This is a genomic window from Kocuria tytonis (assembly GCF_003226895.2).
GTDB classification, from domain to species: Bacteria; Actinomycetota; Actinomycetes; order Actinomycetales; family Micrococcaceae; genus Kocuria; species Kocuria tytonis.
In genome coordinates this window covers 77,865-102,051 of record NZ_PNJG02000004.1, presented here as the reverse complement: position 1 = coordinate 102,051, position 24,187 = coordinate 77,865, and the positions used below count along the sequence as shown (strand labels likewise).

Below are 24,187 nucleotides of genomic sequence, written 5' to 3'. Positions count from 1 at the left end.
CCATGGACATCGAGGGCTGGAGCCAGACCCTGACGGCTGGACCGCTCCTACTCATCGCACTGGCGGCCATTGCGGTGCTGCTCGTGCTCATCATCAAGCTACGGGTCCACGCGTTCCTGGCTCTGATCATCATCTCGGCCCTCACCGCTTTCACCACGGGCATCCCCACCGACCAGGTGGTGCCCGTGATGCTCGACGGCTTCGGGAAGACCCTGGCCAGCGTGGCCCTGCTCGTGGGTCTCGGCGCCATGCTGGGGCGGCTGCTCGAGACCTCGGGCGGCGCGCAGGTGCTCGCGGACCGGCTGATCCGGATCTTCGGCGAGAAGCGGGCCCCGCTCGCGCTGGGCGTGGCCTCCCTGCTGTTCGGCTTCCCCATCTTCTTCGACGCGGGCCTGGTGGTCATGCTGCCCGTGGTCTTCTCGGTCGCGCGGCGCCTGGGCGGCAGCGTGCTGACGTACGCGCTGCCCGCCGTGGGCGCGTTCTCCGTGATGCACGTGTTCCTCCCGCCCCACCCGGGTCCGGTCACCGCCGCCACGTTCTTCGAGGCGAACGTGGGCTACATCATCCTGGTGGGCCTGATCTGCGCCGTCCCCACGTGGTACGTGTCCTCGTACCTGTTCGGCAAGCTCATCGGGCGCCGCATCAACCTGCCCGTCCCCAGCATCCTGGGCAGGGCGGAGGACGTGCAGAACCCGCCCAAGGTGGGCACCGTGGTGGCCATGCTGCTGCTGCCCATGGTGCTGATCTTCCTCAACACCGGCCTGGGCACGCTCGCCAAGTCCGGTGCGGTGTCCGAGGAGACGGCGTCGCAGACCTGGTACGAGCTGCTGCGCGCCATCGGTGAGACGCCCATCGCGCTGACCGTCACGCTGATCATCGCCGCGCTGACCATCGGCAAGGCCCGCGGGCTCAGCGGCGGCGCGATCGAGAAGACGTTCGAGTCCGCACTGGGACCCGTGTGCTCCGTCATCCTCATCACCGGCGCGGGCGGCATGTTCGGCGGGGTGCTGCGCACCTCCGGGATCGGCGCCGCGCTGGAGGACGTGCTCTCGGACCTCGGCATCCCCGTGATCCTCGCGGGCTTCCTGATCGCCGCGGTCATGCGGGTGGCCCAGGGCTCCGCCACCGTGGCGCTGACCACCGCGGCCGGGCTGGTGTCCCCCGCGGTGCTCGCGGGCGACTACAACGCCGTGCAGGTGGCGGCCATGGTCGTGGCCGTGGCCGCCGGTTCCGTGGTGCTCTCCCACGTCAACGACTCCGGGTTCTGGCTCGTGGGCCGCTTCCTGGGCATGGACGTGCGCACCACGTTCAAGACCTGGACCGTGCTGGAGACCATCATCGGCGTGGTGGGCTTCGCGCTCGCCGCGGTGGTCTTCGGCCTCGCCGGGGTCGCCTGATCCCGCGCCGCGGTGCACGCCCACACCTCGGGCTGGCACCGCGGAGCGCGCGTGCGACACATGACGAACGGCCCGTTCCCCACCGTGGGGGACGGGCCGTTCGTCATGTGTACGGGACCATGCCGGCCGGCATGCCGGGGCGAGGCGGCCCGGGTGACCCGGGGGGGACGACGTCGTTCGCGGTGGACGTGCGCGTGGTGGGGCCGGCGCCCCGCGGTCTCAGTCCGCCTGGGACGGGGGGACACGCACCTTGAGGGACTTGTGGTCGAGGGTGGTCTCGAAGGCCTTGATGCTGCCCAGGGGATCGCCGTCCACCTCGGACTCGATGGGCTCGTGGAACTCCACCCGCACGTTCTTGCCGCTGTAGTAGTCGATCACGGGCAGCTCGTGGCGGTGCCGGAAGACCAGCTTGGCCGCCATGCCCAGCCACCCCACCACGGAGCGGGGTGACATCACCACGAGGTCCAGGAAACCGTCGTCGAGCTTCGCCCTGGGGACCAGGATGAGACCGGCGGTGAGCTCACCGCAGTTGCACACCATGACGGAGCGCACCAGGCGGGACTCCCAGGCCCCGCCGTCCACGCTGAAGCGGGCCCAGCGGGGGCCGTTGAACAGGTGGCGCAACCCGGCCTCCCCGTAAGCCACCCAGCCCACGAGGTCCTTGAGGTCGTCCTTGGTGTCCGCCATGATCTGGGCGTCGAAACCGGCGCCGCCCATCACCAGGAAGCGGTGGTCCTGGGCGCGACCCTCCGCGGTCTCCAGGTGCATGGACACGGTGTCGATGGCCTTCTCGGAGCCGAAGAGGGCCACGTCCACGGAGTGGTGCGGATCCGCGAGGTCCGCCTGCAGGTTGCGCGCCAGGAGGTTGCCGGTGCCCAGGGGCACGAGTCCGAGGGGGATCTCGCCGCCGACCAGCGACTCGCCCACGGCGCGGATGGTTCCGTCCCCGCCGGCGGCGAGCACCACGTCCGCACCGTCCTCCACGGCCTGCCGGGCCATCGAGAAGCCGGGGTCCGCCACCGTGGTCTCGTAGCACGCGGGATCTGCCCATCCGGCCTTCCGGCACGCGATGATCACGGCGTCCAGGGCGGTGTGCGCCAGGGCCTTGGAGGGGTTGACGACGACGGCCACGCGTTGGGGCGCCCAGGTGTGCTCCGGCACGGACTCCCTTTCCTGGATCGGTTGACAGGCGGCTGAACAGTGGGACCCAGTCTACGGGGCGTTGCGGTGGCCCCCGAGCCGCACCGGATCGCGGCCGCGGGCATCCGTTGGATACCCTGGACGGGTGATCGACATCAACGAACTGCGCGCCGACCCCGAAACGTACCGTGCCTCCCAGACCGCCCGTGAGGCGGATCCGGGGTTCGTGGACCGGATCCTGGAGGCGGATGCGCAGCGCCGCAGCGCGATCACCGACTTCGAGGCCCTGCGCGCGGAGCAGAACGCGTTCGGCAAGCAGGTGGCCAGGGCCCAGGGCGAGGAGAAGCAGCAGCTGCTCGCCCAGGTGAAGCAGCTGGCCGCGGACGTGAAGGCCGCGCAGGCCACCGCGGACGCCGCCCAGGCCGCCCAGCAGGCGCTCGTGGCGCAGTTCCCCAACCTGGTCGTCGAGGGAGTCCCCTCCGGCGGCGAGGACGACTTCGTGCAGCTGCGCACCGAGGGCACCCCGCGGGACTTCGCCGCGGAGGGCTTCGAGCCGCGCGACCACCTTGCGCTCGGCGAGCTGCTGGACGGCATCGACATGGAGCGCGGCGCCAAGGTCTCCGGCTCCCGGTTCTACTTCCTCAAGCGGGACATCGCCCGCCTGGAGACGGCGCTGCTGCTCGCGGCCCAGGACCTGGCCCTGGACAACGGCTTCGTCCCCATGACCACGCCCAACCTGGTGCGCCCGGCCATCATGAACGGCACGGGCTTCGACGTGGAGCACGACGACGAGATCTACCGCGTGGGCAAGGACGACCTCTACCTGGTGGGCACCTCCGAGGTGGCCCTGGCCGGCTATCACGCGGACGAGATCCTGGACCTCTCGGACGGGCCGCTGCGCTACGCCGGGTGGTCCTCGTGCTACCGGCGCGAGGCCGGTTCCGCGGGCAAGGACACCCGCGGGATCATCCGGGTGCACCAGTTCAACAAACTGGAGATGTTCGTCTACTGCCACCCCGAGGACGCCGCCGCCGAGCACGAGCGGCTGCTCGCGTGGGAGGAGCAGATGCTGCAGGCCTGCGGGCTCGCCTACCGCGTGATCGACACCGCCGCCGGTGACCTGGGCATCTCCGCCGCCCGCAAGTTCGACTGCGAGGCCTGGATCCCCACCCAGGGCAGGTACCGCGAGCTGACCTCCACCTCCAACTGCACCACCTACCAGGCCCGCCGCCTCAACATCCGCGAGCGGCTGCCCGAGACCACGGACGCCCAGGGGAAGGCGAAGAAGGGCGGCACGCGCGCCGTCGCCACCCTCAACGGCACCCTGGCCACCACGCGCTGGCTCGTGGCCCTGCTCGAGACCCACCAGCAGCGCGACGGCTCCGTGACGGTCCCCGAGATCCTGCGCCCGTACCTGCGCGGCCAGGAGGTCCTGCGCCCGGTGTCCTGACCGGCGCACGGACCCTGCGCGGACGACGCCGCCCGCTCACCGTGCCCGCGCGCGGCGAGCGGGCGGCGTCGTGCGCTGCGGTGTGCGCGGTACTTCACCCCCGCGTCACCCGGGCGTCCACCGGCGGACATGCCCCCGTGCTCATGTGACACCATGAATCTCATGACTGACACCCGGGCCGGCACCGACGACCGGCACATCGACAACCCGACCGACGACGAGCGGGCGCAGAGCGCCGCGGACGCCTTCGCGCCCATGAAGATCCAGACCCCCCGCTCCAGCGGCTGGACCAGGGAGGCGGGCGTCCAGTACCTCGTGGCCCTGGACGTGGACGGCACCCTGGTGGACCACGACGGCCGCATGTCCCGCGGCGTCAAGGACGCCCTGCGGGCCGTGGTGGGCGCCGGGCACCACGTGGTGATCTCCACGGGCCGCTCCATGGGAGCCACGCTGCCCGTGATCCGGCAGGGCCACATCGAGTCCGGTTTCGCCGTGTGCTCCAACGGCGGCGTGACCCTGCGCCTGGATCCCCAGCTCGAGGAGCACTACGAGGTCACGGACCGCGTGAGCTTCGACCCCGCCAACGCCCTGCGCGCGCTGGCCAGCAAGCTGCCCACCGCCAAGTTCGCGCTGGAGGGCGCGGACGGGCGGTTCTACTCCACCGAGCGGTTCCAGGACGCGTCCTTCGGGATCGAGGCCGTGGGGGTGGACATCCACGAGCTCGCGGAGATCCCGGCCGTGCGCCTGGTGGTCTACAGCGCCACGGACGCCCCCGGGGACTTCGCCCAGGCCATCGAGCAGGCCGGTCTGCACGGTGTGGCCTACTCCGTGGGATGGTCCTCCTGGCTGGACGTGGCGGCCAACGGCGTCTCCAAGGCCAGTGCGCTGGAGCAGATCCGCAAGCACCTGAAGGTGGACCCGGCCCACACCGTGGCCATGGGGGACGGGCGCAACGACATCGAGATGCTGCAGTGGGCCGCCCGCGGCGTGGCCATGGGCCAGGCCCCGGACGAGGTCGCGGACGTCAGCCGCGAGGTCACGGCCAGCGTCTACGAGGACGGCGCCGCGGCCGTCCTGCGCACCCTGCTCTGAGCCGCGCGCGGCACCTGGCGGTTAAAACGCATCGACCTGGGATACTGGCACCGTGTTCGTCCTGACCCTGACCCAGCGCGCGGCGGACGCATCCCGCCCGGATCCCGACACGGACCGCGAGGTGTGTCGGCGGCTCAGTGCGCTCTCCACCCGCGCGCCGTTCCAGCCCTCGGGCCCCGGGATCGTCCGAGGCCTCACCGAGGACCCGCAGGCCGCGGTGGACGCCGCGATGACCGGGCTGCGGGACAGCACCTACGCGGTGGGCATCGGCGTGGGGGACGTGTTCCTCACGCGCGTGGACCAGCCGGACGGCCGCGTGGCCGTCACTGCGGAGGGCCCGGGCATGGGTTTCGGGCACGACGCCGCACAGCACCTGCGCAGCACGGACCGGGTGGCCGTGAGGGTCAGCGCCGCTGATCCGGGGGCCGCCGCCCAGGCCGAGGCCGTGCTCAGGCTCGTGGGCCACATCGTGAGCGCGCGCAGCGCGGCCGAGTGGCGCGTCCTGGATCTCATGGTTCCGGGCACCCGGGGCCAGCAGAAGGCGGTGGCGCAGCAGCTGGGCATCACGCCCCAGGCGGTGTCCAAGGCCGTGGTGCGCTCCCTGTGGAACGAGGAGTGGCAGGCCCGTCCGGCGGCGGCCACGCTGCTGCGGCTGTGCGAGTCCGCGGGGCCGCTCGAGGCCTAGATTCCTGGTCCTGGGACGCGATGGCATGCTGTGGTCCTCGGCCGTGAGGTGAGTGCTTGGAGCCCCCGGCATCCCCGGTGGCAGAGCCACATCCTGCGTGGGCGAGGTGTCTCACCACCACGTGTCCACGGCGAAACCAGCGGCCTCGAGGTCCGCGTGCAGCACGGGCAGGCACTCGGCGGGCAGGCGCAGGGAACCGGGGACGTCCCGGGGGTCGAAGTAGCCCGTGAGCCAGGAGAACGCCGGGTGCGCCGCGGCGAGGGATTCGCACCGTGCCACGATCTCGGGGGTGTCCCGTTCGGACGCGAAGACCCAGAACGACTCGAGGTCCGTGAGCTGGAACAGCCCCACCCCGCGATGGTGCTCATGGCCCGTCTCCGCTGACCGTTCCGGCGGTGACGTGGGCCCGGGCTCGTCCCAGGCCTGTGCCGGGCTGCGGACCCAGCCGCCCGACGCCGCCGGGCCCAGCGCGGGCGCCAGCGGGTCCAGTTCCCAGCGTGGCGCGTCCGAGAGCCACTGCGGGGTGCTCGGGGGGAACAGGGGGCCCTGCGCGGCACCCGGCCAGCGGTCCCGCCAGGTGGCCCAGCTGCCCGCCTCCACGCGGTCCCAGAACTGCTCGGCACCCAGTCCCACGGAGAGCTCGGACACCGTGCTGTGTTCCCGTGGCCGCGCGCCGGGACCGGCATCCCCGGGGTGCTGGAGGGATTCTGCGGTGAAGGGCCGGGAGGCGATGTCCGGGTGCGGTGCCGGAGCGGGGGCCGGTGACGCACCAGCGGCCGTGAGCAGGGCGCGCACCCGCGCCATCAGGTGCTCGGGACCCAGCACCTGCGTGGAGTCCGTGCCGTGAAAGACGTACACGCGTTCGCTGCCGCCGGGTTGCGAGTCGAACACGGGCACCACCTCCGGTGACGGACCGCACGACGGGGAACTCGCCGCGCGGTTGCTGGACTGCGATCATCCCACCACGGCCCGGGGACACGCATAAGCGCCCCGGGACGACGAGGTCCCCGCGCCCGGTCGGTGAACCGGGTGCGGGGACCTCGGGAGAGCGGGAGCGGACTCAGTCGTCCTGCTCGGCCTCCGCGGCGGTGTCGTACTGCGACTGCTGGAAGCGCTGCTGCGCCTCGACGATCAGGCGCTCGGCGGTCTCCTTGCCCTCCCAGCCCTCGCCCTTGACCCACTTGTTGGGCTCCAGGTCCTTGTAGCGCTCGAAGAAGTGCTGGATCTCCTTCTGCTTGAACTCGTTGACGTCCTCCAGGCCCTGGATGTCGTCGTAGCGCTTGTCGGTGGACACGCACAGGATCTTGGCGTCCCCGCCGGCCTCGTCCGTCATGTTGAACACCGCGATGGGACGGGCCTCCACGATCACACCGGGCATGATGTCCACGTCCATGATGACCATGGCGTCCAGGGGGTCGCCGTCCTCACCCAGGGTGTCCTCGAAGTAGCCGTAGTGGGTGGGGTACTGCATGGAGGTGAAGAGCACGCGGTCCAGGCGGATCCGGCCGGTCTCGTGGTCGATCTCGTACTTCACGCGGGAACCGCGCGGGATCTCGATGGTGACGTCCAGCTCCATGGTGAAACTCCTCGGGTCGTGATGGTGTGAACCGGGCAGCTCGCTCACCCGGCGCCCACGGTGGCCGCGCAGCGGTGGCCGGGCCATGGGCAGATGCCTCCACGATACCGGCCGCGGCCACCGCACCCGGGCACCGTGGGCCGTCCGGGTGCAGGAGCGTTGTCCCCGTCGGAGGGGCGCAGGACAATGGGGCCATGCCGTCCACCCCGCCCCGATCGCCCGGGCACGCGCCACTCCGGCCGCTGCTGTGCGTCCTGCTGGCGCTCGCCGTGGCCGGCCCGGCGGTCTTCGCGCTCCCCGCGCTGCTGGCCGAGCTGCGTCCGGCGGCGCAGTGGCGGCAGGCGCACGCCGCGCTGCAGGACTCGCCCCCCGTCGCCTCGCGGGCCCCAGCCGCGGCGTCGTCGCCCGGAGCGGACGGGTCCGCCGGGAACGGTGCGGAGACGTCCGGGAGCGGGGACCGCGTGACCGCGGAGGCCGTGGAACGCGCCCTGCGCACCGGTCTGGACGGCGCTCCGGGGACGGCGGCGGTGGCCGTGAGCGAGGCGGGGGAGGACGCCCTGCTCGCGGGCCGCGAGCAGACCCGCCCGATGGTCCCGGCCTCGAACCAGAAGCTGCTGACGGCTCTGAGCATCGCCGAGGCGGTGGACCCCTACGACCGGCTGGCCACCACGGTGGTCGGCGGCCCCGACCTGCGCTCCCTCACCCTGGTGGCCGGCGGGGACACCCTGCTGGCTCCCGGTGAGGGCGACCCAGCGGCGGTCAACGGCCGTGCCGGTCTGGGGACCCTCGCGGAGCGCACCGCCCGTGCCCTGCGGGAGCGTTCTGCGGACGCGGCGTCGGGCGGGCTCACGGTGGCGGTGGACACGAACCTGTTCACCGGCCCGGACCGCAACCCGGCGTGGCAGCGGGAGGACGTGGAGTCCGGGGAGATCACGCGGGTCTCGCCCATCGCCCTGTACTCCCACCGGGTGCCCGCGGCGGACGGCGCGGACCCCGGCAGCGCGGGGGACCGGCCCGCCGATCCCGCCCGGGCCGCGGCGGAGGAGTTCGCCCGGCAGCTGCGGGACCGGCTGGGACACGGCGTCCACGTCACCGTCCGGGGATCGGCGCCGGCGCCCGCGGACGCGGCGGAGCTGGCGCGCGTGGAGTCCGCACCCGTCCACGAGCAGAGCGCGTACATGCTCGCGCACTCGGACAACTCGCTGGCGGAGGCGCTCGCGCGGGTGGCCGCCGCGCGCTCCGGCCGGGAGCCCGGAGTGGACGGGGTGCGGCAGATGCTGCCCGCCGCCCTGCGCGCGCACGGGATCGACACCGCCGGGCTGCGCGTGCTGGACGCGAGCGGGATGGCACCCGACAACCGCGTCACCGCCACCGCGCTTCTGCGCACGGTGGGCACGCTGCTCCGCGAACCGCGCTTCGGTCCCTACGGGCGCGGGCTGCCCGTGGCCGGCGGCTCGGGGACCCTGGCCGAGCGCTTCGACGACGCCCCCGAGGCCGCGGCCCGGGGCGTGTCCCGGGCAAAGACCGGGACCCTGCTGGACGTGGTGGCGCTGACGGGATACGTGCAGCGCCCGGACGGCCGGGTCCTGGTGTACTCCGTGGTGCTCAACGGCGTGGCCGGGCGCACCGCGGACGCCAAGGACAGTGTGGACCGCACGGTGGCGGCGCTCGCGACGTCCTCGTGAGGCCAATCGCACCGCGATCCGGTCCGGGTGTGCTGCGACCCCGGTGCGCAACGATCCCGGCGCACCGCGGGCTCGGCACTTTGCCAGCCGCCGCTCGTGTGCCGGTCGGTGCCCTGTGGTTGAGTGAGGGCATGAGCCAAGAACTGACGCAGCGTTCGCTCGTGGACTGGGATGCGGCCGCGCAGATCGCCGCGAAGGTGGCCCCTCCCGGCCCCACCCCCGAGCCCCGCGAGATGTCACGGGCCGTGGAGTCCCTGCGGTACTTCGCGCACGAGTCCGTGCACCACGTCCACGCCATCACCGGCCTGGACGCCGCCGAGAACCTCCGGGACTCCACCGTGCTCGTGGTGGATCGCGCCGGGTGGTCCAAGGCCAACATCCAGACCTTCGAGGTGCTCATGCAGCCGGTGTTCGACCGCCTGCGCACCAAGGACACCGCCACGTTCGACGCCGCCCTGCGCGGTCTCGCACCCACCGCCGCCGCCGCGGAGATGGGCGCGCTGGTGGGCTTCCTCTCCTCCAAGGTGCTGGGCCAGTACGACCCCTACGCGGGGCTCGTCTCCGAGCGGGCGGCCCGCTCGCACCCGGGCGGACGGCTCATGTTCGTGGCCCCGAACGTGCTGTGGACCGAGCGGGAGCTCAACGTCTCACCCGAGGACTTCCGGCTGTGGGTGTGCCTGCACGAGCAGACCCACCGCGTCCAGTTCGCGGCCGCACCCTGGCTGCGGGACCACATGCTGGGCCAGATCTCCCGGCTCGGCTCGCTGGACGCCACCGCGTGGCAGCGGCTGCGGGCCGCGGGGGCCTCGCTCACGGGGCGCTCCAAGGGTGCCCGCCCGGACTCGGGTCTGGGTCCGCTGACCCACGTGCTCACGGACGCGGAGCGTGAGACGCTCTCCCACGTCACCGCCGTGATGTCCCTGCTCGAGGGGCACGCCAACGCCGTGATGGACGCCGTGGACGCGAGCATCGTGCCGTCCGTGAAGACCATCCGCCGCCGCTTCGACTCCCGTTCCGCCACCCACGGGGCCCTGGACCGGTTCATCCGGTCCCTGCTGGGCCTGGACGCCAAGATGCGCCAGTACAGCAACGGCCAGAAGTTCGTGGAGCACGTGGTGGAGCGGGCCGGCATGGAGCGCTTCAACACGGTGTGGAGCTCGCCGGAGACCCTGCCCACGGAAGCGGAGATCCACGACCCGCAGGCGTGGCTGGACCGCGTGCTCCCCTGAGCCGCGGGGCACCCCGGGGATTTCCCCATGGTCCGTGTGCCAAGATGAGCCCGTGAGCTCTGAAAACATCAATCAGCAGATCCGGCTGTACGGTCAGCCGCTGTCAGAGCGTTTTGGCGCCGTGGTGGGGGCCTACGGCATCACGCAGCGCAGACTGGCCCAGGTCCTGGGTCTCTCCGCTCCGATGCTCTCCCAACTCATCAGCGGCAGACGCATCAAGATCGGCAACCCGGCGGTCTACGAACGCCTCGTCATGCTCGAGGACAGCGCGGGGGCCTCGGACCCCGAGGCCGTCTTGTCCCGGGTGGAGGCATCGCAGCCGGTGCTCTCCACGTCGCAGATCCGCACGGGCATCACCAAGGACACGGATGCCGTGTCCGCCCTGGCCTCCGTGGTCCCGGTGGGGGAGCTTGAACGCGCTCTCGTGATGCTGGGGGACTCCACGCCGGTGCTCTCCAAGGTGCTGGCCATGGCCGAAGAGACCGCGCAGCGCGCCGCGACGTCCCAGGGCTGAGGTGGCGCAGCAGGGTCGCAGCGGCCGCCTGAACCCGGTGGTGGCCCGTGCGCGGCGGGCCGTGTCGCGCACCGTGGCACCGCTGACCGGAACGGACCGCCGTGAGCCGGACCCGCCGGTGCGCGCGGCGGACGGTGCGGATCCCGGGCCACCGCTCGTGCTCGTCGCGTGCAGCGGCGGCGCGGACTCCCTCGCGCTGGCGGCGGCCGCGGCCCACCTGCTGCGCCGCGGTGCGCTGCGCGTGGGTGCGGTGGTCGTGGACCACCAGCTGCAGGAGGGCTCGGCGGACGTGGCCCGGACCGCGGCTCGGACGCTGCGGGGGATGGGACTGGACCCGGTTGCCGTGGAGCGGGTGACCGTGACGCGGGAGCACACGGGACCGGAGATGGCCGCGCGACTCGCGCGCTACGGGGCGTTGCGCGCCGTGGCGCGGCGCACCGGGGCCGCGGCGGTGCTGCTGGGACACACCCGTGACGACCAGGCCGAGACGGTGCTGCTGGGTCTGACCCGGGGGTCCGGAACCCGTTCCCTGTCCGGGATGCCGCAGCGGTGCGTCAAGGACGGCGTGCTGTACCTGCGGCCCTTCCTGAACGTCACGCGGGCGGAGACCGAGACGGTCTGCGCCGCGGAGGGGCTGGCACCGTGGCGGGACCCCAGCAACGCGGACACCGCCCTCACCCGTTCGCGCATCCGGCACGAGGTGCTGCCGTACCTGGAGGCGCAGCTGGGACCGGGGGTCGGGCGGGCACTGGCGCGCACGGCGTCGGTGCTCGGTGCGGATGCGGACCTCCTGGACGAGCAGGCGGCAGCGGCGTTCGACGCCGCCCTCGTCACTCCTGCGCGCACGGGCGCCGCGCAGGCTCCCGGCCCCTCCCGCGCGCCGTGCGGCACCGGCACGCCCGGCGGCCCCGCGGGGCACCCCGGTCCCGACCGCTGGGACGCCACCGCCGCGAGCGGTGGACCGGGGCCCGGAGCGGGGACGGCGGCGTCGTCCGTGGTCCTGGACTGCGCGGCCCTGCAGGCCACCCCCGCGGCCCTGCGACGTCGTGTGCTCGCCAGGGCGTGCCTGCGCGCCGGCGGCGAGACACCCACGTTCGAACGGCTGGGGGCCCTGGAGGACTTCGCCCTGGGCTACGGCGCCGCGGGTCCCGTGCAGATGGCGGGTAAGGTGGCAGCCTGGCGGCATCGCTCCGACGCGGTTCACGCGCGAGGGTGCCTGGAGCTGCGCGGTGGGCCCACGCCCCCGCCGCAGCGCAGAACGAGCGACCAGTACAACCCCGGGAGTGCCCAGTGAAGCCCGAACACGTCGACGCCGATCTGAGCGGTGTGCTGTTCACCAAGGAACAGATCGCCCAGAAGGTCCGTGAGCTCGCCCAGCAGATCGACCACGACTACCGCGGGCGAGAGGTCCTGCTGGTGGGTGTGCTCAAGGGCGCGGTGATGGTCATGGCGGACCTCATGCGGGAGCTCGAGGGGCAGTACCCCATGGACTGGATGGCGGTCTCCTCCTACGGCTCCGGGACCAAGTCCTCCGGCGTGGTGCGCATCCTAAAGGACCTGGATACGGACCTGCACGGCAAGGACGTGCTGATCGTGGAGGACGTGATCGACTCCGGTCTCACGCTGTCCTGGCTGCGCACCAACCTGGAGTCCCGCGGCCCCAACTCGGTGGAGATCTGCACGCTGCTGCGCAAGCCGGACGCCATGAAGACGAGCATCGACGTCCGCTACGTGGGGTGGGACATCCCCAACGAGTTCGTGGTGGGCTACGGGCTGGACTTCGCCGAGCAGTACCGCAACCTGGAGTGCATCGCCACACTCGCCCCGCACGTCTACGCCTGACGCGGGGTCCCGGGGTCGCACCCAGTGGACACCGGGACGCGGCGTGTACCGTGACCCATCCGTGTGCGCTGTGAAAGAACGGGCGGCGCACGGGACGCTGCGGCGTCACTCGAAGCGATAGATTGTGCCATACGCGCCACGGCTGCCGTGTCTGAACCCCCGGGTCCCGGAGGACGTTCCGCAGGGCGGTGAGTCGGCATGGAGCGTGTCACGTCCACGGGAGGATCAACGGCTTGGCCACGGCAAAAAAACCCACGAGTTTCTTCAAGGGTCCATTCTTCTGGATCCTTCTGGCCATCCTGGTCCTGGTGCCCGTGGGCGCCAGCTTCTTCAGCCCCACCACGTCCCGGGTGGACACCAACGTGGGCCTGAACCTGCTGCACGACGGCAAGGTCAAGGAAGCCAAGATCTACGACGGCGAGCAGAAGGTGGAGCTCTCCCTCAAGGACGACCTGAACCAGGACGACCAGAACCTGGGCAAGGACGTGGAGTTCTACTACGTGGAGCCCCGCGCCGAGGACGTGGTGCGCAGCGTCAACGACGCCCACCTGGAGGGCTTCACGGACCAGCCGGTGGAGAACAACTGGTTCCTGTCCCTGGTGCGCTTCCTGCTGCCGTTCCTGATCATCATGGGGCTCTTCTGGTTCATCTTCTCCCGCATGCAGACGGGCGGGCAGGCCATGAAGTTCGGCCGGTCCAAGGCCAAGATGTTCAACAAGGAGAACTCCGAGGTCACCTTCACGGACGTGGCCGGTGCGGACGAGGCCGTCCAGGAGCTCGACGAGATCAAGCAGTTCCTCGTGGAGCACGACCGCTTCACCGCCGTGGGCGCCAAGGTCCCCAAGGGCGTGCTGCTCTACGGCCCTCCCGGCACCGGCAAGACCCTGCTGGCCAAGGCCGTCGCCGGCGAGGCCGGTGTGCCGTTCTACTCCATCTCCGGCTCGGACTTCGTGGAGATGTTCGTGGGTGTGGGCGCCTCCCGTGTCCGTGACCTCTTCCAGCAGGCCAAGGAGAACTCCCCGGCCATCATCTTCGTGGACGAGATCGACGCCGTGGGCCGCCAGCGCGGTGCCGGCATGGGCGGCGGCAACGACGAGCGCGAGCAGACCCTGAACCAGCTGCTCGTGGAGATGGACGGCTTCGACGCCAACACCAACGTGATCCTGATCGCCGCCACCAACCGGCCGGACGTCCTGGACCCCGCACTGCTGCGCCCCGGGCGCTTCGACCGTCAGATCGGCGTGGACGCCCCGGACATGAAGGGCCGCGAACAGATCCTGCGGGTGCACGCCAAGAACAAGCCGCTCGCCACCAACGTGGACCTGGCCTCCGTGGCCAAGCGCACCCCCGGATTCACCGGCGCGGAACTGGCCAACGTGATGAACGAGGCCGCCCTGCTGACCGCCCGGTCCCACGCCCAGCTGATCGACGACCGCGCCGTGGACGAGGCCATCGACCGCGTGATCGCCGGCCCGCAGAAGCGCTCCCGCGTGATGAAGGAGCTCGAGCGCAAGGTCACCGCGTACCACGAGGGCGGTCACGCCCTGGTGGCCGCGGCGCTGCGCAACACGGATCCGGTCACCAAGATCACCATCCTGCCGCGCGGCCGGGCCCTGGGCTACACCATGGTCATGCCCTCGGACGACAAGTACTCCACCACCCGCAACGAGCTGCTGGACCAGATGGCCTACGCCATGGGCGGTCGCGCGGCGGAGGAGATCGTGTTCCACGATCCCTCCACGGGAGCCTCCAACGACATCCAGAAGGCCACGGACACGGCCCGCAAGATGGTCACCCAGTACGGCATGAGCTCGCGGATCGGCTCCGTGAAGATCGGCGGGGACAACTCGGACCCGTTCGTGGGTCGCGAGATGGGTTCGGGGTCCAAGGAGTACTCGGACCGCACCCTGGCCGTCGTGGACGACGAGGTGCGTGTGCTCCTCGAGCAGGCCCACACCGAGGCCCACCAGATCCTGCTCGAGAACCGACCCGTGCTGGACCGGCTGGCCCTGGAGCTGCTGGAGAAGGAGACCCTCAACGAAGCGCAGATCCGGGAGATCTTCCGCGACGTGACCAAGCGGGACCTGCGCCCCGTGTGGCAGTCCGGTGAGGAGCGCGAGGTCTCCGACATCCCGCCGGTGGTGACCTCCGCCGAGCGCGAGGAGGCACGCCGGAAGAACCTGCAGGACCCCGGCACCATGGCCCCGCAGGACCAGGCGGTCGCGGCCAAGCCGGAGCACCCCCTGGAGGTGCCCGAGCACCAGGACCCGCAGCCCGGCGGCGAGGGACAGTCCGGTTCCGGCAGCACCTCCGGCGACGGCTCCGGTCAGGAACCGGGTGGTGTCCGGCGGGAGAACCGCTGAATGGCACCGTCGCACCACGAACAGCTCCCGGAGCCGGTCTCCGGGTCCTACGCCGAGTACCTCGAGAGCGCTGAGAGCGCCCCCGCCGTGGACCAGCCGCGCATTGCCGCCGCGGTGCGTGAGATCCTCCTGGCGGTGGGCGAGGACCCCGACCGCAACGGGCTGCGGGACACCCCGGCCCGGGTCGCCAGGTCCTACGCAGAGGTCTTCGCGGGGCTGCACCAGGACCCCACGGAGCTGCTGGCCACGTCCTTCGACATCGGGCACTCCGAGATGGTGCTGGTGCGTGACGTCCCGTTCTACTCCACGTGCGAGCACCACCTGGTGCCGTTCCACGGGGTGGCGCACGTGGGGTACATCCCGGGCCCGGAGGGCAAGGTCACCGGGCTCTCCAAGCTCGCGCGCCTGGTGGACCTCTACGCCAGGCGGCCCCAGGTCCAGGAGCGGCTCACCACGCAGGTGGTGGAGGCGCTGGTGGAGCACCTACATCCCGCCGGTGCGATCGTGGTGGTCGAGTGCGAGCACCTGTGCATGTCCATGCGCGGGGTGCGCAAACCCGGGGCCAGGACCGTGACCTCCGCGGTTCGGGGGCAGCTGCGCAATCCCGCCACGCGCGCCGAGGCCATGAACCTGATCGCGTCCGGGCACACCCGATGAGCGCCCCGCGCGAGGCCCCCGACCAGGACGCCACCGCCGGCGCGGTGCGCCCGGCGGGTCACGCCCTCGGCTGGGGCACCTTCGAGGCGCTGCCCACCGACCGCACCCTGGTGATGGGCATCCTCAACGTCACCCCCGACTCCTTCAGCGACGGCGGCCGCCACGCCACCGAGCGCGCCGCGGTGGCGCACGGCATCCGGCTCGCGGAGCAGGGCGCGGACATCGTGGACGTGGGCGGGGAGTCCACCCGGCCGCACTCGCAGCGGGTGGACCCGGCGCAGGAGCAGCGCCGGGTGCTGTCCGTGATCCGTGAGCTCACCGCCCGGGGCGTCGTGGTCAGCGTGGACACCTTCCACGCGAGCACGGCCGAGCGGGCGGTGGCCGCGGGCGCGCAGCTCGTCAATGACGTCTCGGGCACCAACGTGAGCCCGGAGATGGTCGAGTTCGCCGGGAGCAGCGGGGTGCCCTACGTCCTCATGCACTCGCGCGGCACCCCCGAGACCATGACCTCCCTGACCGACTACGAGGACACCGTGGGGGACGTGCTGCGGGAGCTGCGCGAGGTCCGGGAGCGGCTCCGCTCCGCGGGGGTCCGGCCGGAGCGGCTCATCATCGATCCCGGTCTCGGTTTCGCCAAGGCCGGCGGCCAGGACTGGGAGCTGCTGCGAGCCCTGCCCCGCTTCCAGGAGCTGGGGCACCGGGTACTCGTAGCGGCCTCCCGCAAGCGCTTCCTGGGTGCCCTGCTCGCCACGGACGGGGCACCCCGCCCGGTCACGGAACGGGACACCGCCACCGCCGCCATCAGCGCACTGTCCGCGTTCGGGGGAGCGTGGGCCGTGCGCGTGCACGACGTCGCAGCCACGGTGGACGCGGTGGCCACCGCCCACGCGTGGCTGGGCGTCGAACCGCCCGTCCTGCGCCCCCGAACCGTTGGGAGCTGAAACACCATGAACAAGCGCACCCCCGATCCCAGCCGCAGGGATCGCATCACGCTCACCGGGCTCGGTGCCGTGGGCTACCACGGCGTGCTCGAGAAGGAACGCCGCAGCGGCCAGCCGTTCTTCGTGGACCTCGTGCTCTACGTGGACCTGCATCCCGCCGGTGCCACCGACGACCTCACCCGCACCGTGCACTACGGGGAGGTCGCCGAGCTGGTGCGGGAGATCATCATCGGCACCCGGTTCCAGCTCATCGAGTCCCTCGCCGAGGAGATCGCGGGCCAGCTGCTGGACCGTTTCCCGGCCATCACCGCGCTGGACGTCACGGTGCACAAACCCAAGGCACCGATCGACGTGACCTTCTCGGACGTGGCCGTCAGCATCTTCCGCACCCGGGCCGGTCACACGGAGGACGGCAGCTGATGCCGGGCCCGGGCGCTCCCGTTCGCTGCGTCGTGGCCCTGGGTGCGAACCTGGGGGACCGGCCGGCGGTGCTGCGCGCGGCCGTGGCCGGGCTGGCGGCGACCCCCGGGATCACCGTCGCGGCCTGCTCGCCCGTGGTGGAGACCCGCTCCGTGGGCGGCCCGCGGGACTCCCCGGACTACCTCAACGCCGTGGTGGAACTGGCCACCGAGCTCACGCCGCTGCAGGTGCTGGAGGCGTGCCAGCGGATCGAGAACGAGCACGGCCGCACGCGCGAGGTGCGCTGGGGTCCCCGCACACTGGACCTGGACGTGGTGTGCTTCGAGGGCGTGCGCAGTGCGGATCCGCGGCTGCTGCTCCCGCACCCCCGCGCCGCGCAACGGGCTTTCGTGCTGGTGCCGTGGGCCCTCATGGACCCCCACGCCGCACTGGAGGGGACACCCGTGCGGGAACTGGCGCGCACCGCTGCGGACCGGGCGGGCCTGACCGTGACGGACCACGCCCTGCGACCGGAGGAGCCCCCGTGCGATACCTGAACCTGCTGTCCCTCGTGGCGGCCGCGGCCGTGGCGGCAGCCGTGGGGTGGAGCATCAACCACGTGGTGGGCGGCGCCCACCGGAGCCTGCTGATCCTGCCGTGGGCGAGTCTGCTCGCGGAGCTCGCGGCGGCCCTCGCGGTGGGGTACCTGTGGCTTCGGCTGCGGGCCTACCGGAACCCCGGGAAGGCGGCGGGGCGGCGTCGTGATCCGGCGCGCCGCGCACCGTACGACCCCGTGTGGGCCGTGGGAACCGCGGCGGCCGCGCAGGCCACCGCCTACTACGGGGCCCTGTGCGCGGGGTGGCACGCGGGGATCGGTGTGGACCAGCTGGCGCTGCTCGGCATGCGCTCCACGCAGGAGCCGCTGTGGCAGTGCATTGCGCAGGTGGTCGCGGGGATCGCCCTGGCGGTGCTCGGGTGGGTCGTGGAGAAATCCTGCCGACTCCCGCCCGATGACCCGGACGCGGAGGAGGAAACCCCCTACGGTGGGAGGCCGGACCCGTACCCCACCGGAGAGGGAGGATATGCCCGCGACCACTGAACTCGGCCCGCCGGGCCTGGCCTGGCGCCAGGTCTCACCCGCCTACGTCACGGTGCGCCTGATCGGAACGGCCATCTCCACCGTGGTGTGGACCGCGGTCCTGGCCGTCCCGCTGCTGCTCGGACTGTTCGGGGTGTGGGGTGGCCCGACCCCGTGGTGGCTGTGGCTGCCGCCCGCGGTCGCCCTGGTCTGGGGCGCGGTCAACCTCCTGCTGGTCCCGCGCCGGGTGCGCGCCATCGGCTACGCCGAGGCGCCCACGGAGCTGTGGCTGCGCAAGGGCCTGTTCTTCCGCACCGTCACGGTGGTGCCCTACGGCCGGATGCAGTACGTGGACATCAAGACCGGGCCGGTGCTCAACGCCTTCAGGCTGGCCTCGGTCACCCTCCACACCGCCTCCGCGAGCACGGACGCCGTCCTGCCCGGGCTGCCCCGGGAGGAAGCCGACCGGTTGCGCGAGCAGCTCACGGAGCGCGGAGAAGAGCACATGGTGGGGCTGTGACGGGCCGCGGCACGCAGTCCCCCGCGGAGCACGGGCCCTCGCGCGACGCCGAGGGCGTGTGGCACCGGGTCCACCCGTTCACCCCCTTCGTGCGCAGCTGGCTGCTGCTGGTGGCGCTCGTGTGGGGGATCGGCAACACGTTCCTGGACGACGTGATCTCCGCCCTGGTCAAGCACGAACCGATCAACGTGGACGTGGGCGGGGCGGTCCAGCTGGTCGGCGCGGGTCTCGCGCTGGCCGTCCTGTGCGGGGTCCTGGGCCTGCTGATCGGGCTCGGGCTGCTCTCCTGGTGGTTCACCAGGTACCAGATCACGGACGAGCACGTGCGCTTCCGCAGCGGCTGGCTCTTCCGCACCCAGCGTCAGGCGCGCCTGGACCGTGTGCAGGGCATCGACATCGAACGCCGGTTCCTGCCGCGCATCCTGGGGCTCGCCTCCCTCAAGTTCGACGTGGCCGACGGCGGCATCAGCGCCATGGAGCTCTCCTACCTGCGGCGGGACCACGCCCGCCAGCTCCGTGAGCAGCTGCTCGCGGCCGCGCACCGGGCGGCCGCGCAGGAGGACCCCGCGCAGGCGCAGTTGCAGGGCACGGGCGACGGGGATCCGGCGGCCGCCACGGTCGGGGACCTCACCGACCGGCCGGACGCGGCCGGCAAGGGCCCCGGCCGCCGCGGTCCGCGCGACGGCGTGGACGTGCGGGTGGCGCAGAAGCACGGTCTGCTCGGTGAGCAGGACGAGCTGCGGCGGGTGTCCACGGTGCCCACGGGACGGGTGGTCCTGAGCCTGGTGTGCTCGCCGCCCGCGGTGGTCGTGGCGGTGCTGGCCGTCGTCTCGCTGGTCTCGACCGCGTGGTTCCCCGGCGCGCTGATCGTGGTGCTCCCCTCCGTCCTCCCCTTCCTGCTGGCCGTGATCTCGGGCCTGTACTCGCGGCTCGAGAAGAGCTGGGGATTCACCCTGAGCGAGGTCCCCTCGGGGGTGCGCACCCGCGCGGGGCTGTTCAACGAACGGTCCTCCACGCTTCCTACGGGGCGGGTCCAGGCCCTGGAGGTCACCAAACCCCTGCTGTGGCGCTTCTTCGACGGCCACCGCGTGGTGGTGGTCACCGCGGGCAAGGGCGGAGCGGCGGACGCCGAGAGCCTCGGCTCCCTGGTGCTGCCGGTGGGAACGGCCGAGAACGTCCGGGAGGTCCTGGAGCTGCTGCTGCCGCTCGAAGAGATCCCCGTGGAGCTGGTGTCGGAGGGACTGAACGGCATCGGCGGCACGGGAGCGTTCACCACGAGTCCCCGCCGCGCCCGCTGGCTGGATCCCATCACGTGGCGGCGCACCGGGTACGCCATGGACGACTCCTCCCTGGTGCTGCGCGGCGGCAGGCTCACCCGGCACACCAGTGTGATCCCGCACCACAAGACGCAGTCCACGGCCCTGGCCCAGGGCCCGGTGGACCGTCGGATGCGCCTGAGCGGCTTCGCGGTGCACACCATCCCGGGATCGGTGACCACCTCGGTGGACCACCTGGACGTCGAACAGGCCCGGGAGCTGCAGCGGCGCCAGGCGGAGCTGGCCCGCGCCGCCCGCGACCGGGTCAACGGCGGGATGCTCGAGCGGGCACCCATCGGGCGGTCCGACGGCTGAGTCCCGGTCACGGCCGGGTGCCCCTGCGCTACCCTGTGCGTGCCGCCCACCGCGGCACCTCGTTCCCCGCAAGGAGTTCTCACATGTCCCAACCCAGTCACCGCCCCGGTCGCCTCGGCGTGGGCGTCATCAGCGCGGGCAGGGTGGGGGCCGTCCTCGGCGCCGCACTGCGAGCGGCGGGCCACGCGGTGGTGGGCGTGCACGCGTCGTCGGAGCAGAGCAGGGAGCGTGCCGCGGCGCTGCTGCCGGACGTCCCTGTGCTGGACGTGCAGACCGTCGTGGAGCGCAGCGAGCTGGTGCTGCTGGCCGTGCCGGACGATCAGCTCCCCGGTCTCGTGAGCGGGCTGGCCGCCACCGGTGCGTGGCAGCCGGGTCAGCTCGTGGTGCACACCGCGGGCCGCTACGGCACGGACGTCCTGGAACCGGTGCGCGCCGCGGGCGGCATCGGACTGGCCGTGCACCCCGCCATGACGTTCACCGGCCTCAGCCTGGACCTGCAGCGGCTCGTGGACTGCAGCTTCGGGGTCACCGCCGCGGCCCCCGTGCTCCCCATCGCGCAGGCGCTCGTGGTGGAGATGGGCGCCGAGCCGGTGGTGATCGCGGAGGCGGACCGGCCGCTCTACCACGCGGCACTCGCGCACGGTTCCAACCACGTGATGACGGTGCTCGGCGAGTCCATGCAGCTGCTCGGCGAGATCGGGGTGGAGCACCCGGACCGTGTGCTCGGCCCGCTGGCCCGCGCCACGGTGGACAACGCCCTGGCCTCGGGGGAGAGCGCACTCACCGGGCCGGTGGCCCGGGGGGACGTCACCACGGTGGCGGCCCACGTGGCCGCGCTGCGTGAGCTCGCGGGGGACCGCGCGGCACCGGGTGCCGGCGCCTCGCGGGTCGGGGACGGCGACGTCGCCCGCGCACCCGGGGACGCCCACGGCACCGCGTCCCGGCAGCAGGCCGCGGGGGACGACGGCGCCACGGCTGCTCCGCGTGCGGGCGAGGGCCGCGCCGTGGTGCCGGGGAACGAGCACGCATCCGGCACAGCGCGGGCGGCCGCCCCCGGGAATGCCGGAGAGCAGCTGCTGGCCGGGTACCGTGCCCTGGGACGCCAGACGGCTCGGCGCGCGCTGGCGTCCGGCAGACTGGACGGGACGACGTACCGCGCGGTGACGGCCGCGCTCGAGGACGAGGAGTGACCGTGACGCAACCCGTGGTGTGCACCACCGTGGCGCAGCTGCGCGAGGAGATCGCAGCCCGTGTGGCGGCCGGTGCGGCCACCGTGGGACTGCTGCCCACCATGGGCGCACTGCACCACGGGCACCTGGAGATCGCGAGGCGCACGCGGGCCGAGAACGATCTGGCCGTCGTGTCCGTGTTCGTGAACCCGCTGCAGTTCGGCCCCGGCGAGGACTTCGAGAGCTACCCGCGGCAGCTGGCGCAGGACGTGGCCGCGCTCGCCGCGGAGGGTGTGGACCTCGTGTTCGCGCCGCCGGTGGAGGAGATGTACCCCGGTGGTGCGCCCGTGGTGTCCGTGACCTCCGGAACGGCGGGGGCGGTGCTCGAGGGCGCCACCCGGCCCGGGCACTTCGACGGCGCCCTGACCGTGGTGAACAAGCTGTTCACCATCATGGCTCCCGGTCCGCGGATCCCGTTCCGGGCCTACTTCGGGGAGAAGGATGCGCAGCAGCTGCTCCTGATGCAGCGCATGGTGCGTGATTTCGACCACCGCGTGGAGATCCGCCCGGTGCCCATCGTGCGCTCCGAACGGGGGCTCGCGCTGTCCTCGCGCAACCAGTACCTCTCCGCGGAGCAGGCCGAGCACGCACTCGTGCTCCACCGCACGCTGGTGGCGCTGGCCGCCGGGGAGCTCACGCTGGAGCAGGCACGCGAGCGCGTGGCCGCCGAGCCGGAGGTCCGGCTGGACTACCTCGTGACCGTGGATCCGCAGGACCTGGAACTGGTGGACCCGGCTCCCGGTGCCCTGGCGCTCGTGGCCGCATGGGTGGGGCCCACCCGCCTGATCGACAACATGCGCATCTGAGCGGGACCGGTATCCTGGTCCACTGTGACCGAGCAGCCTGATACCACCGTTCCCGCCCAGCCCACCGGCTCCGATCCGGAGCTCAGCGCCCACGAGCTCAACGACCAGATGGCGGTGCGCGCTGCCAAGCGGCAGGCCGCGGCGGACGCCGGGATGGAGCCCTACCCCGTGGGCGTGAACCGCACCACCACCCTCGCGCGGGTGCGCGCGGACTTCGGCCACCTCGAGGCCGGTGAGGAGACGGACCACGTGGTGACCGTGGCCGGTCGCGTGGTGCACGTGCGCAACACGGGCAAGCTGTGCTTCGCCACCGTCCAGGAGGGGGACGGCACCCGGCTGCAGGCCATGCTGTCCAAGGCCAACGTGGGGGACGAGGCGCTGGCGCAGTGGAAGGCCGTGGTTGATCTCGGAGACTTCGTGGCCATCACCGGCCGCGTGGTCAGTTCACGCCGCGGTGAGCTCTCCGTCATGGCCGATTCCTGGACCCTCGCGTCCAAGGCCCTGCGACCGCTGCCCACCATGCACAAGGAGCTCAACGAGGAGACCCGGGTGCGCCAGCGCTACCTGGACCTGATCGTGCGCCAGGAGGCGCGCGACGTCGTCCTCACCCGTTCCCTGATCACCCGCACCGTGCGGCGCGTCATGGAGGAGCACGGGTACGTAGAGATCGAGACTCCCATGCTGCAGCTCGTGCACGGTGGTGCGGCGGCGCGTCCGTTCGAGACGCACCTGAACGCGTTCGACCAGGAGATGACCCTGCGCATCGCCACGGAGCTCTACCTCAAGCGCGCGGTCGTGGGGGGCATCGATCGGGTCTTCGAACTCGGCCGGGTATTCCGCAACGAGGGCGTGGATTCCTCCCACAGCCCGGAATTCACCACGCTCGAGGCCTACGAGGCGTACGCGGACCAATTCGTCATGGCGGAGCGGATTCGCGAGATCATCCAGGAATGTGCCCGCGTGCTCGGCGTGGAGGGTATCGACACCCCGCAGGGCCGGATCGAATTGTTCGGTGAATGGGAGTGGGTGGCCGTGTACCCGGGACTGTCCGAGGTAGTGGGGCAGGAGATCACCCCCCGGACCTCCGCGGCCGACCTGCGGGCCATTGCCGCCGAACGGGATATCCCCGTGAATCCCGCGTGGGACGAGCAGAAACTCGTGATGGAGCTCTTCGAGGAAATCGTGGAACCCACCCTGATCCAGCCCACGTTCGTGTACGACTATCCGCCGGCCGCCCAGCCCCTGGCACGTCCGCACCGCAGCGAGCCCGGGATCATCGAGGCGTGGGACCTGATCATCGGCGGGATGGAGCGCGGTACGGCATTCTCCGAACTGGTGGACCCCGTGGTGCAGCGGGAGCGGCTGGTGGAGCAGTCGCGGCTCGCCGCGGCCGGGGACGACGAGGCCATGCAGCTGGACGAGGACTTCCTGCGGGCCCTGGAGCACGGCGCCCCTCCGATGGGCGGCCTGGGCCTCGGTCTGGACCGACTCATCATGCTCTTCACGAACCTCGGGATCCGGGAGACCATTCTCTTTCCGCTCATGAAACCCGAGTGACCCACCGCGTGCACTCCGCGCGCCCAGCAACCGCCCAGTCCCGGAGAGGACCCTCAGCATCATGGAATACGTGGCCGTTTTCGCACCCTCCCTGGGAGTGGGCGTCATCTTCTACCTGGTCATCCGGTGGTTGCTGCGGGGGGACCGCACGGAGCGCACCGCCCAGAACCACGCTCAGGAGGACGCCGAGCAGTGGTATCGAGCGGTGCGTGAGCGTGAGGGGGACAGGGCGCCTTTCGGGTATGAGCAGGAAAAACCCGGGAAACAGCGTGGGCTGGGACTCAGGAACAGCATTCCCATTCGCGATTCCCCCGAGGACCGGAATGGTCGGCAATAGCCCGTGATGACATTCGCCGAATTGCATGCCATGATGGTCCGTGTGATCCGGCAATAATC

General features: G+C 71.9%; 23 protein-coding genes. 20 read left to right on the top strand and 3 right to left on the bottom strand.

Annotation, left to right across the window (positions count from 1 at the left end; all coding sequences use genetic code 11):
• Window positions 1–2 precede the first annotated feature (2 nt).
• Window positions 3–1,397 carry a GntP family permease gene (locus tag C1C97_RS10700; protein ID WP_121031896.1) on the top strand — a complete coding sequence of 465 codons (1,395 nt, stop codon included), beginning with the start codon at window positions 3–5 and terminating at the stop codon, window positions 1,395–1,397.
• 219 nt (window positions 1,398–1,616) lie between these two features.
• Here C1C97_RS10700 and C1C97_RS10695 read toward each other — a convergent pair whose 3' ends face one another.
• Entirely contained in the window at window positions 1,617–2,558 is a 942-nt protein-coding gene (locus tag C1C97_RS10695) for a diacylglycerol/lipid kinase family protein (RefSeq protein WP_110920768.1), read from the bottom strand.
• A 124-nt stretch (window positions 2,559–2,682) separates the two neighbouring features.
• Here C1C97_RS10695 and serS point away from each other — a divergent pair, with 124 nt between their 5' ends.
• The 3 genes from serS (at window position 2,683) to C1C97_RS10680 (ending at window position 5,764) form a co-directional block, all read left to right on the top strand.
• Window positions 2,683–3,987 carry a serine--tRNA ligase gene (serS, locus tag C1C97_RS10690; protein ID WP_121031781.1) on the top strand — a complete coding sequence of 435 codons (1,305 nt, stop codon included), beginning with the start codon at window positions 2,683–2,685 and terminating at the stop codon, window positions 3,985–3,987.
• Window positions 3,988–4,149: 162 nt separating this feature from the next.
• Complete coding sequence (locus C1C97_RS10685; protein ID WP_110920766.1) at window positions 4,150–5,079, top strand: HAD family hydrolase; 930 nt, start codon at window positions 4,150–4,152, stop codon at window positions 5,077–5,079.
• Window positions 5,080–5,131: 52 nt separating this feature from the next.
• Window positions 5,132–5,764, top strand: coding sequence for a hypothetical protein (locus C1C97_RS10680; protein WP_121031779.1), 633 nt, complete (start codon window positions 5,132–5,134; stop codon window positions 5,762–5,764).
• Between the two features lie 111 nt (window positions 5,765–5,875).
• Here the strand turns inward: C1C97_RS10680 and C1C97_RS10675 are convergent, their stop codons facing one another.
• Together C1C97_RS10675 and C1C97_RS10670 are read right to left on the bottom strand one after the other, a co-directional pair.
• Complete coding sequence (locus C1C97_RS10675) at window positions 5,876–6,655, bottom strand: hypothetical protein (RefSeq protein ID WP_233542890.1); 780 nt, start codon at window positions 6,653–6,655, stop codon at window positions 5,876–5,878.
• 169 nt (window positions 6,656–6,824) lie between these two features.
• Complete coding sequence (locus C1C97_RS10670; RefSeq protein WP_110920763.1) at window positions 6,825–7,340, bottom strand: inorganic diphosphatase; 516 nt, start codon at window positions 7,338–7,340, stop codon at window positions 6,825–6,827.
• 194 nt (window positions 7,341–7,534) lie between these two features.
• On the opposite strand from C1C97_RS10670, the gene dacB reads away from it, so the two are divergent.
• The 16 genes from dacB (at window position 7,535) to lysS (ending at window position 23,791) form a co-directional block, all read left to right on the top strand.
• Window positions 7,535–9,025: a D-alanyl-D-alanine carboxypeptidase/D-alanyl-D-alanine endopeptidase gene (gene dacB / locus C1C97_RS10665; protein ID WP_121031778.1), complete on the top strand. Its 1,491-nt coding sequence runs from the start codon at window positions 7,535–7,537 to the stop codon at window positions 9,023–9,025.
• A 131-nt stretch (window positions 9,026–9,156) separates the two neighbouring features.
• Entirely contained in the window at window positions 9,157–10,254 is a 1,098-nt protein-coding gene (locus C1C97_RS10660) for a zinc-dependent metalloprotease (protein WP_121031776.1), read from the top strand.
• Between the two features lie 52 nt (window positions 10,255–10,306).
• The gene (locus C1C97_RS10655) at window positions 10,307–10,768 is read left to right on the top strand and encodes a DNA-binding protein (protein WP_199712249.1); all 462 of its coding nucleotides are present in this window, start codon (window positions 10,307–10,309) and stop codon (window positions 10,766–10,768) included.
• A gap of 1 nt (window position 10,769) precedes the next feature.
• Window positions 10,770–12,062, top strand: coding sequence for a tRNA lysidine(34) synthetase TilS (gene tilS / locus C1C97_RS12625; protein ID WP_233542889.1), 1,293 nt, complete (start codon window positions 10,770–10,772; stop codon window positions 12,060–12,062).
• A complete protein-coding gene (gene hpt, locus C1C97_RS10640) occupies window positions 12,059–12,610 on the top strand; it encodes a hypoxanthine phosphoribosyltransferase (protein WP_110920269.1) in 552 nt (183 codons plus the stop codon). The genes tilS and hpt overlap by 4 nt, the downstream gene beginning before the upstream one ends.
• 233 nt (window positions 12,611–12,843) lie before the next feature.
• Window positions 12,844–14,973 (top strand): ATP-dependent zinc metalloprotease FtsH, encoded by a 2,130-nt coding sequence (gene ftsH / locus C1C97_RS10635; protein WP_110920268.1) that lies wholly within the window; start codon window positions 12,844–12,846, stop codon window positions 14,971–14,973.
• On the top strand, window positions 14,974–15,630 hold the full coding sequence (gene folE, locus C1C97_RS10630) for a GTP cyclohydrolase I FolE (protein WP_121031774.1): 657 nt from the start codon (window positions 14,974–14,976) through the stop codon (window positions 15,628–15,630).
• Complete coding sequence (gene folP / locus C1C97_RS10625) at window positions 15,627–16,571, top strand: dihydropteroate synthase (RefSeq protein WP_121031772.1); 945 nt, start codon at window positions 15,627–15,629, stop codon at window positions 16,569–16,571. The genes folE and folP overlap by 4 nt, the downstream gene beginning before the upstream one ends.
• A 6-nt stretch (window positions 16,572–16,577) precedes the next feature.
• On the top strand, window positions 16,578–16,991 hold the full coding sequence (gene folB, locus C1C97_RS10620) for a dihydroneopterin aldolase (RefSeq protein WP_121031770.1): 414 nt from the start codon (window positions 16,578–16,580) through the stop codon (window positions 16,989–16,991).
• A complete protein-coding gene (folK, locus tag C1C97_RS10615) occupies window positions 16,991–17,527 on the top strand; it encodes a 2-amino-4-hydroxy-6-hydroxymethyldihydropteridine diphosphokinase (protein ID WP_121031768.1) in 537 nt (178 codons plus the stop codon). The genes folB and folK overlap by 1 nt, the downstream gene beginning before the upstream one ends.
• Entirely contained in the window at window positions 17,515–18,069 is a 555-nt protein-coding gene (locus C1C97_RS10610; RefSeq protein ID WP_121031766.1) for a DUF3180 domain-containing protein, read from the top strand. Before folK ends, C1C97_RS10610 begins: the two co-directional genes overlap by 13 nt.
• Complete coding sequence (locus tag C1C97_RS10605) at window positions 18,053–18,568, top strand: PH domain-containing protein (protein ID WP_110920262.1); 516 nt, start codon at window positions 18,053–18,055, stop codon at window positions 18,566–18,568. The genes C1C97_RS10610 and C1C97_RS10605 overlap by 17 nt, the downstream gene beginning before the upstream one ends.
• A complete protein-coding gene (locus tag C1C97_RS10600) occupies window positions 18,565–20,199 on the top strand; it encodes a PH domain-containing protein (RefSeq protein WP_121031764.1) in 1,635 nt (544 codons plus the stop codon). Before C1C97_RS10605 ends, C1C97_RS10600 begins: the two co-directional genes overlap by 4 nt.
• Window positions 20,200–20,282: 83 nt before the next feature.
• Window positions 20,283–21,389 (top strand): Rossmann-like and DUF2520 domain-containing protein, encoded by a 1,107-nt coding sequence (locus tag C1C97_RS10595; protein WP_233542888.1) that lies wholly within the window; start codon window positions 20,283–20,285, stop codon window positions 21,387–21,389.
• A 2-nt stretch (window positions 21,390–21,391) separates the two neighbouring features.
• Window positions 21,392–22,234 carry a pantoate--beta-alanine ligase gene (panC, locus tag C1C97_RS10590; protein WP_407657280.1) on the top strand — a complete coding sequence of 281 codons (843 nt, stop codon included), beginning with the start codon at window positions 21,392–21,394 and terminating at the stop codon, window positions 22,232–22,234.
• Window positions 22,235–22,258: 24 nt separating this feature from the next.
• A complete protein-coding gene (lysS, locus tag C1C97_RS10585) occupies window positions 22,259–23,791 on the top strand; it encodes a lysine--tRNA ligase (RefSeq protein ID WP_121031760.1) in 1,533 nt (510 codons plus the stop codon).
• The last annotated feature ends 396 nt before the right edge of the window (window positions 23,792–24,187 follow it).

Bases quoted from the DNA above. Each gene is read 5' to 3' on its own strand.
- C1C97_RS10700 (WP_121031896.1), top strand. From the start codon at position 3: ATGGACATCGAGGGCTGGAGCCAGACCCTGACGGCTGGACCGCTCCTA.
- C1C97_RS10685 (WP_110920766.1), top strand. From the start codon at position 4,150: ATGACTGACACCCGGGCCGGCACCGACGACCGGCACATCGACAACCCG.
- C1C97_RS10670 (WP_110920763.1), bottom strand. From the start codon at position 7,340: ATGGAGCTGGACGTCACCATCGAGATCCCGCGCGGTTCCCGCGTGAAG.
- dacB (WP_121031778.1), top strand. From the start codon at position 7,535: ATGCCGTCCACCCCGCCCCGATCGCCCGGGCACGCGCCACTCCGGCCG.
- C1C97_RS10660 (WP_121031776.1), top strand. From the start codon at position 9,157: ATGAGCCAAGAACTGACGCAGCGTTCGCTCGTGGACTGGGATGCGGCC.
- folE (WP_121031774.1), top strand. From the start codon at position 14,974: ATGGCACCGTCGCACCACGAACAGCTCCCGGAGCCGGTCTCCGGGTCC.
- folP (WP_121031772.1), top strand. From the start codon at position 15,627: ATGAGCGCCCCGCGCGAGGCCCCCGACCAGGACGCCACCGCCGGCGCG.
- folB (WP_121031770.1), top strand. From the start codon at position 16,578: ATGAACAAGCGCACCCCCGATCCCAGCCGCAGGGATCGCATCACGCTC.
- folK (WP_121031768.1), top strand. From the start codon at position 16,991: ATGCCGGGCCCGGGCGCTCCCGTTCGCTGCGTCGTGGCCCTGGGTGCG.
- C1C97_RS10605 (WP_110920262.1), top strand. From the start codon at position 18,053: ATGCCCGCGACCACTGAACTCGGCCCGCCGGGCCTGGCCTGGCGCCAG.
- C1C97_RS10595 (WP_233542888.1), top strand. From the start codon at position 20,283: ATGTCCCAACCCAGTCACCGCCCCGGTCGCCTCGGCGTGGGCGTCATC.